Annotated in this window: 13 protein-coding genes, 3 tRNA genes and 1 riboswitch; of the genes, 5 read left to right on the plus strand and 11 right to left on the minus strand. The window is 55.6% G+C overall.

Translation table 11 applies throughout. The annotated features are described in order from the left end of the window. Positions 1-340 precede the first annotated feature (340 nt). Both ACFSOY_RS07510 and ACFSOY_RS07515 read right to left on the minus strand, forming a co-directional pair. Positions 341-709 carry a Na-translocating system protein MpsC family protein gene (locus ACFSOY_RS07510; RefSeq protein ID WP_386045299.1) on the minus strand — a complete coding sequence of 123 codons (369 nt, stop codon included), beginning with the start codon at positions 707-709 and terminating at the stop codon, positions 341-343. A gap of 244 nt (positions 710-953) precedes the next feature. Next, positions 954-1,100, minus strand: a riboswitch (cyclic di-AMP (ydaO/yuaA leader). 99 nt (positions 1,101-1,199) lie between these two features. Continuing rightward, a complete protein-coding gene (locus ACFSOY_RS07515) occupies positions 1,200-2,189 on the minus strand; it encodes an MraY family glycosyltransferase (RefSeq protein ID WP_386045301.1) in 990 nt (329 codons plus the stop codon). Positions 2,190-2,597: 408 nt separating this feature from the next. Here ACFSOY_RS07515 and ACFSOY_RS07520 point away from each other — a divergent pair, with 408 nt between their 5' ends. Further along, a complete protein-coding gene (locus tag ACFSOY_RS07520) occupies positions 2,598-2,741 on the plus strand; it encodes a hypothetical protein (RefSeq protein ID WP_386045303.1) in 144 nt (47 codons plus the stop codon). 37 nt (positions 2,742-2,778) lie between these two features. On the opposite strand, the gene ACFSOY_RS07525 is transcribed toward ACFSOY_RS07520, so the two are convergent. The 7 genes from ACFSOY_RS07525 to ACFSOY_RS07555 all read right to left on the minus strand — a co-directional run bounded on the left by ACFSOY_RS07525 (position 2,779) and on the right by ACFSOY_RS07555 (position 11,848). Next, complete coding sequence (locus tag ACFSOY_RS07525; protein WP_386045305.1) at positions 2,779-3,036, minus strand: IreB family regulatory phosphoprotein; 258 nt, start codon at positions 3,034-3,036, stop codon at positions 2,779-2,781. A 36-nt stretch (positions 3,037-3,072) separates the two neighbouring features. Continuing rightward, positions 3,073-4,353 (minus strand): UDP-N-acetylglucosamine 1-carboxyvinyltransferase, encoded by a 1,281-nt coding sequence (murA, locus tag ACFSOY_RS07530; protein ID WP_386045307.1) that lies wholly within the window; start codon positions 4,351-4,353, stop codon positions 3,073-3,075. A gap of 156 nt (positions 4,354-4,509) precedes the next feature. Next, entirely contained in the window at positions 4,510-5,055 is a 546-nt protein-coding gene (locus ACFSOY_RS07535; RefSeq protein WP_386045308.1) for a TlpA family protein disulfide reductase, read from the minus strand. Then, the gene (ligA, locus tag ACFSOY_RS07540) at positions 5,052-7,082 is read right to left on the minus strand and encodes an NAD-dependent DNA ligase LigA (RefSeq protein WP_386046775.1); all 2,031 of its coding nucleotides are present in this window, start codon (positions 7,080-7,082) and stop codon (positions 5,052-5,054) included. The genes ACFSOY_RS07535 and ligA overlap by 4 nt, the downstream gene beginning before the upstream one ends. A gap of 21 nt (positions 7,083-7,103) precedes the next feature. Then, complete coding sequence (locus ACFSOY_RS07545) at positions 7,104-8,306, minus strand: bifunctional 3,4-dihydroxy-2-butanone-4-phosphate synthase/GTP cyclohydrolase II (RefSeq protein WP_386045310.1); 1,203 nt, start codon at positions 8,304-8,306, stop codon at positions 7,104-7,106. Between the two features lie 22 nt (positions 8,307-8,328). Continuing rightward, entirely contained in the window at positions 8,329-10,566 is a 2,238-nt protein-coding gene (pcrA, locus tag ACFSOY_RS07550; protein ID WP_386045312.1) for a DNA helicase PcrA, read from the minus strand. Between the two features lie 139 nt (positions 10,567-10,705). Continuing rightward, positions 10,706-11,848, minus strand: a complete 1,143-nt coding sequence (locus tag ACFSOY_RS07555; RefSeq protein WP_386045314.1) for an AAA family ATPase — start codon at positions 11,846-11,848, stop codon at positions 10,706-10,708. Positions 11,849-12,037: 189 nt separating this feature from the next. On the opposite strand from ACFSOY_RS07555, the gene rseP reads away from it, so the two are divergent. The 4 genes from rseP to ACFSOY_RS07575 all read left to right on the plus strand — a co-directional run bounded on the left by rseP (position 12,038) and on the right by ACFSOY_RS07575 (position 13,495). Further along, complete coding sequence (gene rseP, locus ACFSOY_RS07560; protein WP_386045316.1) at positions 12,038-13,075, plus strand: RIP metalloprotease RseP; 1,038 nt, start codon at positions 12,038-12,040, stop codon at positions 13,073-13,075. A gap of 139 nt (positions 13,076-13,214) precedes the next feature. After that, positions 13,215-13,291 (plus strand) — tRNA-Pro (locus ACFSOY_RS07565). Positions 13,292-13,317: 26 nt separating this feature from the next. Further along, positions 13,318-13,394 (plus strand) — tRNA-Pro (locus ACFSOY_RS07570). Positions 13,395-13,418: 24 nt separating this feature from the next. After that, positions 13,419-13,495 (plus strand) — tRNA-Pro (locus ACFSOY_RS07575). A gap of 261 nt (positions 13,496-13,756) precedes the next feature. Here the strand turns inward: ACFSOY_RS07575 and ACFSOY_RS07580 are convergent. Both ACFSOY_RS07580 and ACFSOY_RS07585 read right to left on the minus strand, forming a co-directional pair. Next, positions 13,757-14,350 (minus strand): helix-turn-helix domain-containing protein, encoded by a 594-nt coding sequence (locus ACFSOY_RS07580; protein WP_386045318.1) that lies wholly within the window; start codon positions 14,348-14,350, stop codon positions 13,757-13,759. A gap of 48 nt (positions 14,351-14,398) precedes the next feature. Then, the gene (locus ACFSOY_RS07585) at positions 14,399-16,450 is read right to left on the minus strand and encodes an AAA family ATPase (RefSeq protein ID WP_386045320.1); all 2,052 of its coding nucleotides are present in this window, start codon (positions 16,448-16,450) and stop codon (positions 14,399-14,401) included.

Here is a 16,450-nt window from a genome sequence, read left to right on the forward strand (position 1 = left end):
CTATGCTTCCGATCATCAGCGCATCGAGCATGCACGTTCCTCCTCCATCCGTTCTTGGACTTGTGTCGCTTCATCCGTTCTTGCCGCTTGCGGAGAACCGGTCGTCCGAACCGCGCTGGCTCGCACGCCGGTTCTCCGGCAAGAAACAAAAAGACCGGTGCCCCTTCAACGCCTGAAACAGGTTCGAATGATCAGAACCATGTTTCGCTCGTCAAAGTCTGCACCGGTCTACGTAACGCCTGGCAACCGCTCAGCAGTTCCCCTGCATTCTGTCTCCCTGTAGTGAAAAAGACTTCTGCTACCTCGTCGATCTCGGGGTCCGTACGCCCGCCCAGATCTGCTATTTCAGCTTTTTTTCCAGATCGCAATCTAAAATGTACATCTCGACCTGCTCTCCAATTCGCGTGGAGATGTCGCTATGGCTGGAGATCACCTGACATTCTGTGATTCTGGAGATGATCGCTTCCGACTCTTCGCTGTAGTTCTCCCGCAAAATCTGCCGCATCTCTTTGACCAGCCGCTTGCCACGATCCGACTTGACGAGATGCTTCTCCTCATGGGTCAGCACCCCTTTCAGCCGAACGATCACCATGTCGCGAATGATATAGGTCTTGGTCTCTTGCGGTCCCCGGCCTAAGATCTCTCGCTGCAGCTTGATGTACGCCTCGCTGATATCAGACTCCATCTTGTTCTTCGCATTCGGTGCCATTTGATCTTCAATCCCCTTTTTCGGTGAGAATCGCACAAAGAATGGCACAACAAAACCGGTGCTGATCTCAACCTGTAAGTTAGAAAATACAAAGGTCAAAATCTACACCGGTCTACAAATCGCCACGCGAATGCTCGCTTTGCGTCATGTCTCCCTGTGAGACCAACTTATGAAAGACTCCAGTTAAAACGGTGTCTTCTGTTTCAAGGAAACACAAAAAGACCGTTCCAACTAGAAGGTCTTCTGACCCTCCCTGCATTAGCCGACGAAGTTAGCTGACGGGTAGGATGGCAAGGAAGTTCCTCATCCCTCTCGCGCACTGCGAGATTAACCCCAGAAGATCGGGTCCTCCGCTCTTGAAAGTAAGTCCAAGATTAGGCCATGTTTCAGTTGTTGAATCAAATATACTGCCCTCCGAGCACTTTGGCAAGACCTATTTTTGTAAAAAAAGCTCCTTCCCTGAAACTGAGGAAGGAGCGATCCGTACGCATTATCTGTAGTTGACGAGCAGCACGACGATCGAGGCAAGCGAGAAACAGATGCCGAGCAAATACATGACCGATACGGTCTGCACTTGGTTCATGCCGCTGCGCATCAGCGTGTGGTGCGTGTGCGATTTGTCAGCCTGATGCAGCGGTCGACGCTCTTTGATCCGTCTGAACAGCACGAACATCGTGTCGAAGATCGGAACGCCGAGCGCGAGCACCGGCACGATCAGCGAGACGAACGTCGCCGACTTGAACGCGCCGTCGACCGCCAGAGCGGCCAGCGCAAAGCCGAGGAAGGTCGCCCCCGAATCGCCCATGAAGATCCGAGCCGGGTGAAAGTTGTGTTTCAAGAAGGCAAGCGATACGCCGATCAGCGCCACCGCATAGAAAGCGACCGGACCATTGCCCGAAAGGATCGCGATGAAGAGCAAGGTGATCGCCGAGATCGAGGAGATCCCTGCTGCCAGACCGTCCACGCCGTCCAAGAAGTTGAGCATGTTCGTCAGCGCGACGACCCAGAGCACGGTCGCAGCGATCGAGATCCATTCCATGCCGTGGTCAGCAAAAGAATAGTAGGGCAGATCGATCCACGGAATGGTGATCGCTTCCACCTTTACATCAAATCCGACCAAGATTAAAGCTGCCGCAATATGTGTCAACAGTTTCGGCCACGCCGGAAAGTCTTTGCCGCGGGTCTTGTAATAATCGTCGAGCACACCGACCGCAAACAGAAGCAAGCCGCCCAGCGCGATTCCATAAAACGTGTCGTCCACTTCTCCGAAGAACAGTTGAATTAATAATGTGGAGATGATAAATCCAAAATAGATCGCCGCACCGCCGAGCACCGGAATCGGTTCCTTGTGCAGTTTCCGAGGGTTCGGCATGTCTACAAACCCTGTCTTCAACGCCAGCTTGCGCAGATAAGGCACCATAAAGTACACGAGCGCAAACGAGACGATCAAAGTCAGCGTCAGCATTTGTGGGGATTGCATTTTGTTCGTAAGCCTCCCTCTGCGCCACAATCTTGGTGAAGGTAGTGTGCGCAAAAATCCACTTTTATTTCCTGAGAAATTAGATACGCTCGCTATGAAAGGAGCGCCAATGTACAGGCGCTCCTTAAAACGTACTCATTATACCAGAGAACTCTGCAATAACGGAAGTTACTATCGGGTAAAAAGAAACGCAAAGAGACGAATTTCGTCATTTTTCAACATTTCGTCCACATTCTCTTCGATTCTCAATAGATAAGACGATCTGAAATTGGAAAACGTTACAGCGATTTCAACATGCTAAAAGATTCGTGCCGATGTCCCGCTTTCTGTCTGGCAGAATCTGCTGTTCTACTCGATCCGCCTCGCTCATACAATCTAGCAAGTAGAAGAGTAGGAGGTAGTTGATCGATGATCAGCGGAATTCTGTTGTTCCACCTCATCGTCATCCCGGTGGTGTTTCTGCTGGGACGCCTGTCCAATCGCATCGCCTTTGTCCGCGTGAAAGCTGAGGCTCGCCAGAGCCTGCCCAACTTTTTGCGAAAGAAAGACTAACAAAAAGCGTTCCTCACGGTGGAGGAACGCTTTTTGCTTACAGCCCTTTGAGGGCAAAATAGTCGTTTAGGATCTGCTCAACGGCCAGCAGGCGGTCCATCTTCGCCATGGTCGTGCGCGCGTTGTTCGCCGAGGTGATGTAGTTGCTCTCCCCCGTGACGATAAAGCCTGCCAATTGACGCGCCGCATCATAGCCTTGCTCGCGCAGAGCAGGCACCACTTTTTCGATGATTTCGTTCAGCAGTTCCGATTCTTGATCAGGTCGGAAAATCATGGTCTTGTCGAGGTTGGACATGGTAAGGCCCCTCCTGTTCTTGGTCAAGACTTTACTCTACGCACCCGATGTGACGCGCTCGATCTGCGCACCTAAGGAAACTAGCTTCTCGACCGGGTTCTCATACCCGCGGTCCAAATATTGCAATCCTTCCACGGTGGACGTGCCTTCTGCGACGAGGCTGCCGAGAATCATCGCGCCCGCCGCGCGCAGATCGCCTGCGACCACGCGAGCGCCGCGCAGCTTGTCTACGCCGCTGACGATCGCCGTGTCGCCGGAGATCTTGATGTCCGCTCCCATGCGGGTCAGCTCCTGGGTGAAACCAAAGCGAGCATCGAAGACGGTCTCTTTGACATAGGAGATCCCGTTGGCGGTCGTCAGCAGGGTCAGCATCGCCGGTTGCAAGTCGGTAGCAAAGCCCGGATAGGCAAAGGTGATCACATGTGTCGCCCGCAGTTTGCGATCGCGAGCGTCGACGGTGATCGAATCACCCTCCAGCGAGATGTCACAGCCCATATCGAACAGCAAGGAGGGCAGACCTGCCAGCGATTGTGGCGGGATGCCGCTGACCGTCACTTTGCCGCGCGTGATCGCGCCGGCACAGAGGTAGGTGCCCGACTCGATGCGGTCTGTCATGCAGGTATAGCGCACACCATGCAAGCTCTCCACGCCTTCGATGGTGATGATGTCGGTGCCGACACCGCGGATCTTCGCTCCCGCCTTGTTCAAGAACATCACCAGATCGACGATCTCCGGCTCGCGGGCTGCGTTGTAGACGATCGTGGTGCCGCTGGAAAGCGCACCGGCCATGATCGCAGCGTTCGTGCCGCCGACAGTCGAGCCAAAGCGCGTTCCCAAAAACATCGCCGCACCTTTTAAGCGACCGTCCGGACACTCCGCATAGACGCTTCCTTCGAGCATCTTGATCTCAGCGCCCAGCGCCGACATCGCTTTCAGATGCTGATCGACCGGTCGGGCACCGATCACGCAGCCGCCCGGAAGCGGCACTTGCGCCTTGCCAGCCTTCGCAAGCAGCGGACCGAAGATCGAGAACGAAGCGCGCATCTTGCGCACCAGGTCTTCGGAGACCGTCCAGTTGGTCAGGCCTTCGTTGACGATGCGCAGCGTGTTGGGACCAGCCCACTCGCATTTGACGCCCGTCTCTTCTAAAATTTCCATCAAAGTATTTACATCGCTCAAATTCGGAACATTTTCCAAAATTGTTTCGCCGTCACAGAGCAAGACGGCACACATGATGGCCAGGACGGAGTTCTTGCTCCCCGATGCCTGAATCTCGCCATTCAGCGGGCTTCCGCCTTTTACGCGAAGTACTTCCATTCGTTGTACACCCCATCCGTTAGAACTGGCTCGATAGACACATTTTACCACAGAAAAGGGGTTCCCTGCGGTACTATTTCTTTCCACTATAAGTGATCGACTGTGTCCAGTCAATTTTAGGGGTCGAGCGGAAAACAGCCTTGAGCGCTTCGCTGCTCAAGGCTGTTTTGTCGTCATCATCAGCGTCTGAAACATCTGCTCCATCTGCTCGTGGGTCAGCTGGCCGATTCGGCGCTCGACGATCTTTCCTTCCTCATCGATCGTGACGGAGACGGGCACGGTGATGATGCCGTACGCCTTTTGCACAGCGCCATCCTTGTCGATCAGCTGCGGGAAGGTCAGCGCCTGTTCGAGCACAAACCTCTCGGCGAGCTCCAGCGTATCATCGTGCGTGATGTTGACTCCGAAAAGCTTTACTTTGTCCTCATATTTGCGGGACATCTTCTGCAGATCGGGCATCTCTTTCTTGCAGGGCGGGCACCACGACGCCCAGAAGTTGAGAAACACCTTTTGACCGCGCAGATCGGCAAGCGACACCGTCTGTCCGCTCATCGTGGTCAAGGTGAAATCGGGTGCCGGCTGCCCCGGTGTCAGCGCGACCGCTTTGGTCGAACCTTGCTTCCCCGGCTCGTCGCTGCCGCAACCGCTGAGCGAGAAGAGCAGGCTGATCAGCAGCAGGAACAGTGGCCATCTCCTGTTCATGCTTGCTCGATCAAGGCGAGGAACTCTTGCTCACTCAGGACGGTGATGCCCAGCTCCTGCGCTTTGGTGAGCTTCGATCCCGCCTCTTCCCCTGCGATCACAAAGTCTGTCTTCTTCGACACCGATCCGGTCACTTTCGCACCGTACGACTCAAGTTTCGCTTTCGCTTCGCTTCGCCCAAGTTGGGAGAGCGTTCCGGTCAAGACGACCGTCTTGCCGAAGAACGGGCTTGCGTCCGCCACCGCGACCAACTGCTGCGCCTCATGCGTCGGGTTGACCCCGGCCGAAAGCATCCGCTCGATGCTGCGCTGCACGCGCTCCTGCTGGAAGTAGCCGATGATGCTCTCGGCGACGATATCCCCAAATCCGGGGATCGCCACCAGCTCTTCAAACGTGGCGATCTGCACGCGCTGAAGCGAGCCGAACGTCTCCGCAAGATCGCGGGCCATGCGCGTGCCGGTGTTCGGAATCCCCAGCGCGTTGAGGAAGGACGCCAGATCTTTCCCTTTGCTCTTCTCGATGGCGTCGAGCAGGTTTTGCGCCTTTTTCTCGCCGAATCGCGGCAGGGAGAGCAGCTTTTCGAGCGTCAGGCTGTCATAGAGGTCTGCCGGATCGGTGATGTTCAGCTCCGCAAAAAGCTGTTCGGCCGTCTTGATCGAAAACGTCTCGATGTCCATGCCGCCCCTGCTGGCAAAGTGTGAGATGCGATTGACCACCTGCGTCTTGCAACCGTCCACGTTCAGGCAGAACAGATGAGCTCCCTTTTCCACCAGCGTGGAGCCGCAGCTCGGACACTCGATCGGCTTTTCGATCGGCGCCGTGACCAGATCGTCATCTTCCAAGGCGAACAGCACTTCCGGAATGACATCGTTGGAGCGGCGAATGGCGATCCGCGAGCCGATCGCCACCTCTTTGCGCTGAATGTCGCCCCAGTTGTTCAAGGTCGCCCGCTGGACGGTGACCCCGCCGATGTCGACCGGTTCGAGCAGCGCGGTCGGCGTGATCTTCCCCGTGCGCCCCACATCCCAGACCACCTCTTGCAAGATCGTCGAATACTCCTCCGCCTCAAACTTGTAGGCGATCGCCCAGCGCGGAAACTTGTCGGTGTATCCGAGCGCGGTACGGGTGGCGATGTCGTTGATCTTGATCACCATGCCGTCGATCAGATAGTCGAGCTGCGCCCGGCCTTCCTGATCGAAGCGGTCGATCTCGCCGATCACGCCTTCGATGTCAGAAAATGCCTTGGAGTACGGGCCGGTCTTGATCCGGTTCTCACGAAGAAACGAGAGCATCTCCTCATGCGTCGCAAACTCGACCTGCTCCGCGTACCCGACGCCGTACAGGTATGCGTCGAGCCCTCGCTTGGCGGTGATCTCCACATTTTTTTGTCGCAGTGCGCCAGAGGCAGCATTGCGCGCGTTCTTCAACAGTTCAGCACCCGTTTCCAGCGCTTGCTTGTTGTAGTTTTCCAACACGGAGAGCGGCATGATCGCTTCGCCCTGCACTTCGATCAACCCCTGAAAGGGGATCGAGAGCGGGATCGACTTGATCGTCTTGACCTGCGGCAGAATCGACTCGCCGACGGTGCCCCGCCCGCGCGTCGCCGCTTGCACGAGCACGCCGTCCTGATAGGTCAGGTTGATCGTCAGACCGTCAAACTTCTGTTCGAGCACATACTCGGGCTCGGGTAGCGTTTGGTCAGGATGCTGTTTCTGATGGTCGGCGATCAGCTTGCGAACGCGCCTATCCCAGTCGCGCAGCTCTTCTGCGCTCTGCGCTTTGTCCAGGCTCCACAGGCGAGCAAGGTGCTTGTGTTCAGGGAAAGAGCCGACCAGAATGCCGCTTCCGACGCGATGTGTCGGGGAGTCGGGGAGCATGATGCCCGTCTCCTCCTCCAGCCGAACCAGCTCGTCATAGAGACGATCCCACTCAGCATCTGTCACTTTCGGCTTGTCCAGCGTGTAGTAATGGTAGTCGTACTCGGTGAGCAGTTCGACCAGCTCGCGCAGGCGCTGCTCTTTGTCCAGTTCTGTCACAGCTTGCTCCTCCTAAAACTTCAGCATGTGGCCGAGTTTCGCCTGTTTGGTCTTCAGGTAGCCCTCATTGTTCTCGTTGTGCTCCATCTGCAGGGCGACGCGCTCGACCACCTCCAGCCCATGTCCGGAGAGGCCTTTGATCTTGCGCGGGTTGTTGGTCAGCAGCCTGATCTTGCCGACGCCGAGATCGCGCAGGATCTGTGCGCCCAGCCCGTATTCGCGCAGATCGGCCTTAAAGCCGAGCTGCTCGTTCGCTTCGACCGTGTCATACCCTTTGTCCTGCAGCTGATATGCTTTCAGCTTGTTGATCAGGCCGATGCCGCGCCCTTCTTGGCGCATGTAGAGCAGCACGCCTTTGCCCGCTTCGTTGATCTGGCGCAGCGCCGCATCCTTTTGCGGGCCGCAGTCACAGCGATGAGAGTGGAAGATATCACCCGTCAGGCATTCGGAGTGCACGCGCACCAGCACCGGCTCATCGGGGGAGATGTCCCCTTTGACCATCGCGACATGCTCTTTGTCATCGAGCGAGTTCGTATAGGCGACCATGCGGAATTCGCCGAGCTCGGTCGGCATCCGCACATCGACCTCTCGCTTGATCATGATCTCGCTCTGCTTGCGATAGGCGATCAGGTCGGCGATCGTGATCATCTTCAGATCGAACTTCTGCGCGATCGCCTCCAGGTTGGGCACGCGAGCCATCGTGCCATCTTCGTTCAACACTTCGCAGATCACGCCGGACGGATAGGAGCCGGCGAGGCGCGCCAGGTCGACAGCCGCTTCGGTATGCCCCGCGCGGCGCAGCGTGCCGCCATCTTTGGCGATCAGCGGGAAGATGTGGCCAGGCTTGCGGAAATCTTCCGGCTTGGCATCTGCTTCGATCAGCCGCTTGACCGTGACGGAGCGCTCATAGGCGGAGATGCCGGTGGTGGTGCCCACCACCGCATCGACCGATACGGTAAAGGCGGTGCCGTGCGCGTCTGTGTTCACCTCGACCATCGTGTGCAGCGCGAGTTGCTTGGCGCGCGCTTCGGTGATCGGCACGCAGACGAGACCGCGCCCTTCTGTGATCATGAAGTTGATCACCTCCGGGGTGGCATGCTCGGTGAGCGCGACAAAATCCCCCTCGTTTTCGCGGTCTTCATCGTCGACAACGATGATCACCTTTCCTTGGCGCAGATCGTCAAGAGCCTCTTCTATGCTGTGAAAGTTTGCCATCTGGCTTCTCTCCCTCCTGAATCTAATCCTCTACTTTTATGATCGGGGCAAAGCGGGCCAGCAGTTTTTTCATGCCGATCGCCAAGTCTTCAAACTGAATGTACAGCTCAAGACTGTCGCCTTCCCCTTCTGATTTCACAATCTCGCCCAACCCCCACTTGCGGTGGGAGACCCATTCGCCGATTTCCCACGTCTCGCTCAGGTCGGCGCCAAATCCGCTGGGGACTCGGGCGCCGTTTTGCAGGCCGGGGATGTCGCTCCTCACCCGATCCTGCTGAGGCGTGCGGCGCTGCATGCCGACCTCTTCGATCAGGCTTGGCGTGATCTCCCGGATGAAGCGGGAGGGGGGATTGGCTTTAAGTTGTCCATACATCATACGCGAGCCGGCGAAAGAGAGGAACAGCTTCTCCTCTGCTCGGGTGATGCCGACATACATCAGGCGGCGCTCCTCTTCCACATCGCGCTCATCCCCTGTCGTCATCGTCCGATTGCTCGGGAAGATGCCCTCTTCCAAGCCGACGAGAAAGACGACGGGAAACTCCAGCCCTTTTGCCGCATGCAGCGTCATCAGCTTGATCGACTCCGGCCCTTCCTCCCCGTCAGACTGCTCGCTGTCGGCGATCAGCGCCACATCGGAGAGAAACTCGATCAGGCGGCTCTCTTCTGTCAGCTCGTGCTTGTTGTCAAACTCGGCGGTGACAGACAAGAACTCATCCAAGTTCTCCAGGCGCGCGTCCGCTTCCAGCGTCTTCTCCAGCTCCAGCTCCCTGCGATAGCCGGTCAGCTTCAACACCTCTTCGGTCAGCTCGGTCAGCGAGAGATATCTCGCTTGGGTGGCCAAGTTGCGAATGAGCAGGACAAACTCGCGGATCGCCGTCAGCGCTTTGCCGCGGATGCCGACGCTCTCGATCTCCATCAGCGTTTGGAACGCCGAGAGCTCATGCGCAGCCGCATAGTCGAGAATCTTGCCGACCGTCGTGTCGCCGATGCCGCGCTTGGGCACGTTGATCACCCGCACCAGCGACAGATCGTCGTTCATGTTGGCGACCAGGCGCAGATAGGCGAGGATGTCTTTGATCTCTTTGCGCTCATAGAACTTGATGCCGCCAAAGATCGTGTAGGGGACGGTCGATTTGAGCAGCGCTTCCTCGATCACGCGCGACTGGGCGTTGGTCCGGTAGAGCACGGCGATGTCGGAGTGCTTGCCCCCAGCCTTCAGATGTTCGAGCGACTGCTGGATGACGAACTGCGCTTCCGAATGCTCATCATACCCTTTGTACAGCCTGAGCTGCTCCCCTTCCGGCTTGGTCGACCAGAGGTTCTTCTCCTTGCGCTCCGCATTGTTGGCGATCACCTGGTTCGCCGCTTGGAGGATGCGCCCGGTGGAGCGATAGTTCTGCTCCAGCTTGATGATCGTCGTCTCCGGATAGTCTTTCTCAAAGTTGAGAATGTTGGTGATATCAGCCCCCCGCCAGGCGTAGATCGACTGGTCAGAATCACCGACGACGCAGAGGTTGCGCTTTTTGCTGGCCAGCTGTTGCACCAGCTTGTACTGCGCTTTGTTCGTGTCCTGGTACTCGTCGACGTGCAGGTAGTGGAGGCGGTTCTGATACAGCGACAGCACCTCTTCATGATGTTCGAACAGGTAGACCGTCTTCATGATCAGATCGTCAAAGTCGAGCGCGTTGTTCGACTTCAATTTCTTTTGATAGGCCGCATAGACGTCTGCTGCCGTCTTGCCGTACACATCGCCATCGCGGACGGTCGAGGCGAATCGCTCCGGCGTCAGCAGATCGTTCTTCGCATTGGAGATCGCAGCCAGCATGCCGCGCGGATCAAACTTTTTCGGATCGAGATTGAGCTCCTTCAAACACTGCTTGACTGCGGTCAGCTGGTCGCTTCCGTCCAAGATGGTGAACGAATTGGTGTACCCGAGCTTATCCGCATCGCGGCGCAGGACGCGCACGCACATCGAGTGAAAGGTGGAGATCCAGATGTCGTGCGCCGTCGGCCCGACGATGTTCTCCACGCGCTCCTTCATCTCGCGCGCCGCCTTGTTGGTAAAGGTGATCGCCAAGATCTGCCACGGTGCGACGCGACGCTCCAAGATCAGGTAGGCGATCCGCCGAGTCAGGACGCTCGTCTTGCCAGAGCCTGCGCCCGCGACGATCAGCAGCGGGCCCTCCTGATGCAACACCGCTTCTCTCTGCTGCGGATTGAGCCCTTGCAGCATCTGCTCTCCGCTCTGTATCGAAAACATGTGCAACACCTCATGTCATATATCGGTCGGTAGGTTTGACTCTACTGATGATAAGTATAGCAAACATAGGTTCTCCTGACCAAATACAATAAAAACAGACGCAGCGAAAAAAAACTAGGAGCTGCGTCTCATTCCAAAACTATTTTCCTCGCGAATCGGCCAGCCGCACCATCATCAGCTCCGCCGCATATCGACCGGTCCTTCTGTAGAATTTTCGAATCTGGGAGAGCTCCACATGTTCGATGTCGCGGGGCATCAGCATGTGAAATTGAATCAAGGTCGCCACTTCCAGCGCGAAATCGTGCGGATAGCCAAAGCGCGTCAGGATGCGAAACGACAGCTGCGCGCCTAAGTTTTCATGATCGTAAAAATGTCCGTCGAGGTCGGTCCGAATGTGCGAGCTCAGAATCTGCTCCCCATCGACGAGATAAAAATCGCCCGGGTCGCGCCCTTCGCGAATGTCTGCCCCGTTCTCGATGATCACTTCGTCTCGCGCCTTGTACCTGCCAAACGGCGTCTGCACCTTGCCGGTGAACTGTTTGATCCCCGGATACGCTTTGCCGATGTCGTGCAAAAGCATCGTCCAGACCATCTTCAGCGAAGTGCCAGCCACCGTCTCCGTCGCTTTGAGAATGTGTTCGTAGATCGTGAAGCGGTGATGCGGGTTGTGCTGGTCGATCGGGATGGCCCGATGCAGTTCGGGCAACCACCCTTCCAGGCGACCGTCCGCTTCCAGCTCTCTGATCAGTTGCACCGGCTGCCCGAGCAGACGATCCTCCTGCTCGCGGAAAAAGGCGGCCGCCGCCCCGTTGACCCGCTCTGGCGTGCGCACCTCGACCCGATCGAAGCTCTCGGCGAGCGTGGGAATCTGTAGCAGACGCTCACAGCGTCGCAGTTCCTGGTCGGGGCGAGCCGATTCGCCGCGCTCGCGACGCGTTTGCTCCGCTCCGATCGCCTGCTCCAGCGGGACGTTCAGATAGATCGCCTCGGTGCGATAGCCGTGCTTCTTCGCCAGCTCCAAGTAGGGTCGTCTGTATTTCGGGCTGCGGTGTTTCGCTTGGAGCACGATGCTCCGTCCGCTCTTGAGCGCTTGCTCTAGGCGCTCCAAAGTCGATGAAATCGCGCTTTCGCCTCCCGCCTTCACATTTGATCGCGCACCGCTTCGTTCGCCGTTCTCCTCATCGGCGTCGATCAGAATCTGCTCCCCGCCCTCGATCAGTTGTTGTGCAAGCTGCGATTTACCGCTGGCGGGGATTCCGACCAGCACCGTGAGCAAAGACATGGAACGCTCCCTCCTTTTTTCCTAGCATGCGCTGTTCTTGAAAAGTACACACATTCTCCGCGATCTCCTACAGTTAGTAAGTCTGATGTTATGTTATAATGGGGGAATATTCGGCCTATCCGGCTCATAAGTATGTTCGGATGCAACTGCCAGCATATTATAGAGAATGAATGGGAGTGATGACTCGAAATGAACATCGTGATGGCCCTACTCGCACTTGGATTCTTGATCTTCATCCACGAATTGGGGCATTTCTGGGCTGCACGTGCCACCGGCGTCCGCGTCGATGAGTTTGCTGTCGGATTCGGTCCGTCGATCATCAAGCACCAGCGAAACGGTGTCCTCTATCGATTGAACTGGATTCCGCTCGGCGGGTACGTGAAGATGTATGGAGAGGACAACCCAGAGGCGGCAGCCGCACCTGATAATTTTAACAATCGCCCTGTCGGCGCGCGAATCCTCGTCATCGTCGCAGGCGTGATCATGAACATCGTGGGCGCTTTTCTCATCTTGGCCTTGTTGTTCAATCTATATGGCGCCCCGACATCAGAACTGTTCATCAGCAACGTTCAACCTGACAGACCGGGAGCGGTTGCCGGACTTCAGGCTGGCGATCAGATCAAGTGGGTCGAAGGGGCGGAGCTCAAGTCGCCCGTCGATTTTAACACCGCGGTGCAAAACCATTCTGACAAGCCGCTCTCGATCGGCGTGTTGCGCGATGGCGCGCGCGTCGACCTGACCGTCACACCACAGATGAACGTTGAGGAAAACAGACCGATGATCGGAGTCGGACTTCAGCAGAAGACAAGCTTTGTCAAGCCGGGCAACTTTGTTGACAACACGGCGTATGCGTTCAAGAACACCGGCGAGCTGACCGCGATGACGTTCGACGGATTTAAAAAGCTGGTGACCGGCGCGGTCTCGTTCAAGGAGATCGGCGGGCCTGTGGAGATCATTCGCATCACCGGCCAAGCTTCTGATAACGGCGTTCCGCACTACATGTATATCGTCGCTCTGCTGTCGGTCAACCTGGCCGTTTTGAACATCTTGCCCTTCCCAGCTCTCGACGGTGGGCGGCTGGTGTTCCTGCTGATCGAATGGGTGCGCCGCGGCAAGCGGATTCCGGTGGAGCGAGAAGCGAGCATCAACTTTATCGGCATTCTCTTCCTGTTGACCCTGATGGTCGTCGTCACCTTTAAAGATGTCTTTCACATCTTCTCGAAATGAGTGCGCATCCCCTCTTCGGAGGGGATTTTTTTGTGATCAAATGTCTAACAAAAAAAACATTGACTCTGCAATCAGCTCTATGGTATTCTATTACTCGTTGACGGGTGAGCGATAGCGCTCAATCTGGCAAATGAACGATCGGAATGTAGCGCAGCTTGGTAGCGCGCACGCTTCGGGAGCGTGAGGTCCAGGGTTCGAATCCCTGCATTCCGACCATTTTTATTTCTTCCCATCAGATCGATCGGAATGTAGCGCAGCTTGGTAGCGCGCACGCTTCGGGAGCGTGAGGTCCAGGGTTCGAATCCCTGCATTCCGACCATTTTTTTCTTCCGATCAGATCGATCGGAATGTAGCGCAGCTTGGTAGCGCGCTCGCCTTGGGAGCGAGAGGTCCAGGGTTCGAATCCCTGCATTCCGACCACACAAAGTGTCCTGATAGGATCTGTGTATCCTATCAGGACACTTTTCTTTTTCTGCTCAAAATCGTACACATCAGGTGGTCTGACCCGGGGAGTAGCTTAACGCTACTCCTTTTCGCGTTTCAATCTAAATTCATTTTTCCAAAAGGAAAACGGCAGCTTGAAATCGTTCTTTCAAAACCGCCGTCATTGATATTGATGCAGTACAAGTTTCTACCCAAACTGCGGTTTTTTATTTGCGGCAGAGGCAGTAAGGAGGTCGATCACAAAGTAAATGGGCATTTCTGTAAGCCGTGCTTCGTACAGTACAAATACAGATTTCCTCCGCCCCGCAACATCGGCAAACGAAATGCAGCACTTTGTTCCGGGTACAAGCGGTTCAGCAGCACACGGTCGTCATGTACATAGGCAGCAAAAACGATGTAATGATCTCTTCTCATTTCATGATTCAATGTGACATAGTAGTCTGTATCGATTTCCTCCACCGACACCTCATGCCCTTCCGTTTGCGGAATCGGTGTCAGTGGGTGCAGTCGGCGTCCACAGCAAGAAATCGTTGCCTTTCCCGTGCTCGTAAGAATATTGCTACAGGTAGAGCATACGTAAAACTTCATTCTGTCGATCTTGCCCACATCTGGCCGGTTTGGGCTTAGTTCTCCTTGCAGCAACTTGAGAAGATCCGCGCCGAGCACTGTGGAAAGTTCCTCCCAAAGTGTAACATCCGGGCATCCCAAGCCGCACTCCCATTTTGAAACGGTCTTATTGCTGATGTTGAGCCGATCTGCAACCTGTTGTTGGGTCATGCCCTTTTCTTTTCGCAGTTGCAAAATCAACCGTCCAACTTTTGAACAATCCATCATATCCCTCCTTTTCTGCCGAACATAGCCGAACATCATAGAAAAAGTTTATAGGTACTTGGCGATCATTTGCACCAACCGAGCCGGAAGTTGCCCTAAATCGGTAATATCGATAAACCTGTCCTGACCGTAAATCTCGCAGATGGTCTCTTTATCCTGCCCGATCGCAGCCGCCAGAAAGAGAATCCCTTGGCGGCTGTAATCACGGATGACCTGTTTCATATCGTCCATCGCAGCACTGCCGGTATAATCTGGCATCGCCTTGGGCTGCCCATCGCTAAGGCTGATCAGCAGCTTCGTCATTTGGGGCGCTTTTGCCAACTTTTCGGCTAAAATCCGCAGAGCCATTCCGTCTCGGTTGTTGCTGATGCTTTGAATGGCCATCAGTGCGTATTTATCGTTCAGCCCCCGCTCCTCCCAGTCGATATAGGAGTACAGAGACATTTTTTCCTTTGGGGAGCGGTCGGCCGTATCTCCGTAAATCAGAACTGGGATGCCGCAACTCTCGCAGAACTCATAGACGGCAACAGCAGCCTGTTTCGCCGCCTCCAGTCGCCCAAAAGCGTTCATCGACGCCGATTGGTCAATGCGCAGGGCAACCGCCAATGATGGTTCTTCCGTGGGTGGTTGTTTTTTGGAAAAATGGCGATAATCCGGGGATGCCACTTTTTCAGCATGAAACCTTGTGCCATACACACGATTTGGGGAAAATTCCAGCGAAACCTCATGCTCCAACAGCGGTTCGGTTTTTCGTGTCAGTTCCCGGATGACCGGCATAAGAGTGGAAACAATCTGCTGGTATTCCTCCCGGTGAGCCGGAGTGGCTTCCGGGCGATGGACGATCATGCCCACCTTTTCATGAGCAGAGCCTTTGACTGCCTCCCGCGCCTGCTGGTTTAAGTGCTTGCGAAAGGTCCTCTTTTCTTCTTCCAGCTTGGCCTGATCTTCCGGCTGCAGATCATGATACATAGGCGTCCCATCTTCGCCGGTGTCCTTGCTCTGTGTTGCTGTGGTGGTTTCTGACGACCTGGTGGAATGCCCTTCACTGTCAGGAGACTTCCTCAGAGCAACTGCCAGCGGGGTATTTGTATCAGGTGTGGAAAGCTCCGTTTCAAAAGTCCCGTCCGCCCGAAGTTCCAACACGTCTCCGTCGCTTTCGCCGCCACGATGGCGAGCGACATCCTCCAAAGCTGCCAGCAGCTCCTGCTGGGACAACGCTTGCTCTAACAGGATGATTTCAGCCGGGTCGGTCGTGATTTTGTAGATGACTTTGTGATAGAGAGATTCGATCGTATCCGCTCCCTGTAAAACTGCGTCTACCCAAAAGAAATAGGAACGCATACCGGCTACACCTTTGATGGCGTTTGCTTTGGCAGTTTGATCGAGCAAAACGATCGTCTGAGCAAAGGTGCGCAGTACATCAAGATCATGACAACCTGTCTTTGCCGCAGCCCGTTCGATCATGACTTCGACAGGGGGCAAATCCATCTTTTCTGTGTGCTGTACCCGATCGCGCAGTGCCTCGTTCAGAGGACGGCACCCGTTGTATCCCCGGTTGGTGGTGATGATGGCGATAAAATCCGGGTGCCGATGAACAATGCGGGTGGGTAGATTGATGCTGCCATCCGGTTCCAGCGCCGAATTAAGCGCCATCAGCACCGCCGCATCCCGGATGACGGTTGGCTCTTGAATTTCCAGCAGCCAGCCGTTTTCGTAGGCGCGCACGATTTCGGATGGGTAATATCTGTATTCCACATTCCCATCCTTATTCCCATCCTCGCCGCCATCCTCCGACAGCACCGGCAGGATGGCACCTAATACATCAGATTTATCCATATCTGCGAAACAGGTCACTTTTGTATAGGGCAGGCCAAAATCGGCAGATAGCGCCTTCGCGAGTTGTGTCTTGCCGGAGCCAGCATCGCCCTCCAGCAGAATATTGGTAATTTTCATTTCGCCCCGCTCCCAGTTTCGTTTGACCTCGGAGCAGATCCGTCGCTCAGCCTCACTTTCAATATGGGTGATAGGCTTTTTCCAGACAAGTTTTCTTTCTGCTTCTGTCAACCGTCTGGATGGAGAAAGAAGCCATCTATTTTCCAT

The organism is Tumebacillus lipolyticus, assembly GCF_042682745.1.
Taxonomy (GTDB): domain Bacteria; phylum Bacillota; class Bacilli; order Tumebacillales; family Tumebacillaceae; genus Tumebacillus_A; species Tumebacillus_A lipolyticus.

Coding starts and splice junctions, on each gene's coding strand:
- ACFSOY_RS07510 (WP_386045299.1), bottom strand. CDS start 709: ATGGCACCGAATGCGAAGAACAAGATGGAGTCTGATATCAGCGAGGCG.
- ACFSOY_RS07515 (WP_386045301.1), bottom strand. CDS start 2,189: ATGCAATCCCCACAAATGCTGACGCTGACTTTGATCGTCTCGTTTGCG.
- ACFSOY_RS07520 (WP_386045303.1), top strand. CDS start 2,598: ATGATCAGCGGAATTCTGTTGTTCCACCTCATCGTCATCCCGGTGGTG.
- ACFSOY_RS07525 (WP_386045305.1), bottom strand. CDS start 3,036: ATGTCCAACCTCGACAAGACCATGATTTTCCGACCTGATCAAGAATCG.
- murA (WP_386045307.1), bottom strand. CDS start 4,353: ATGGAAGTACTTCGCGTAAAAGGCGGAAGCCCGCTGAATGGCGAGATT.
- ACFSOY_RS07535 (WP_386045308.1), bottom strand. CDS start 5,055: ATGAACAGGAGATGGCCACTGTTCCTGCTGCTGATCAGCCTGCTCTTC.
- ACFSOY_RS07545 (WP_386045310.1), bottom strand. CDS start 8,306: ATGGCAAACTTTCACAGCATAGAAGAGGCTCTTGACGATCTGCGCCAA.
- pcrA (WP_386045312.1), bottom strand. CDS start 10,566: ATGTTTTCGATACAGAGCGGAGAGCAGATGCTGCAAGGGCTCAATCCG.
- ACFSOY_RS07555 (WP_386045314.1), bottom strand. CDS start 11,848: ATGTCTTTGCTCACGGTGCTGGTCGGAATCCCCGCCAGCGGTAAATCG.
- rseP (WP_386045316.1), top strand. CDS start 12,038: ATGAACATCGTGATGGCCCTACTCGCACTTGGATTCTTGATCTTCATC.
- ACFSOY_RS07580 (WP_386045318.1), bottom strand. CDS start 14,350: ATGGATTGTTCAAAAGTTGGACGGTTGATTTTGCAACTGCGAAAAGAA.
- ACFSOY_RS07585 (WP_386045320.1), bottom strand. CDS start 16,450: ATGGAAAATAGATGGCTTCTTTCTCCATCCAGACGGTTGACAGAAGCA.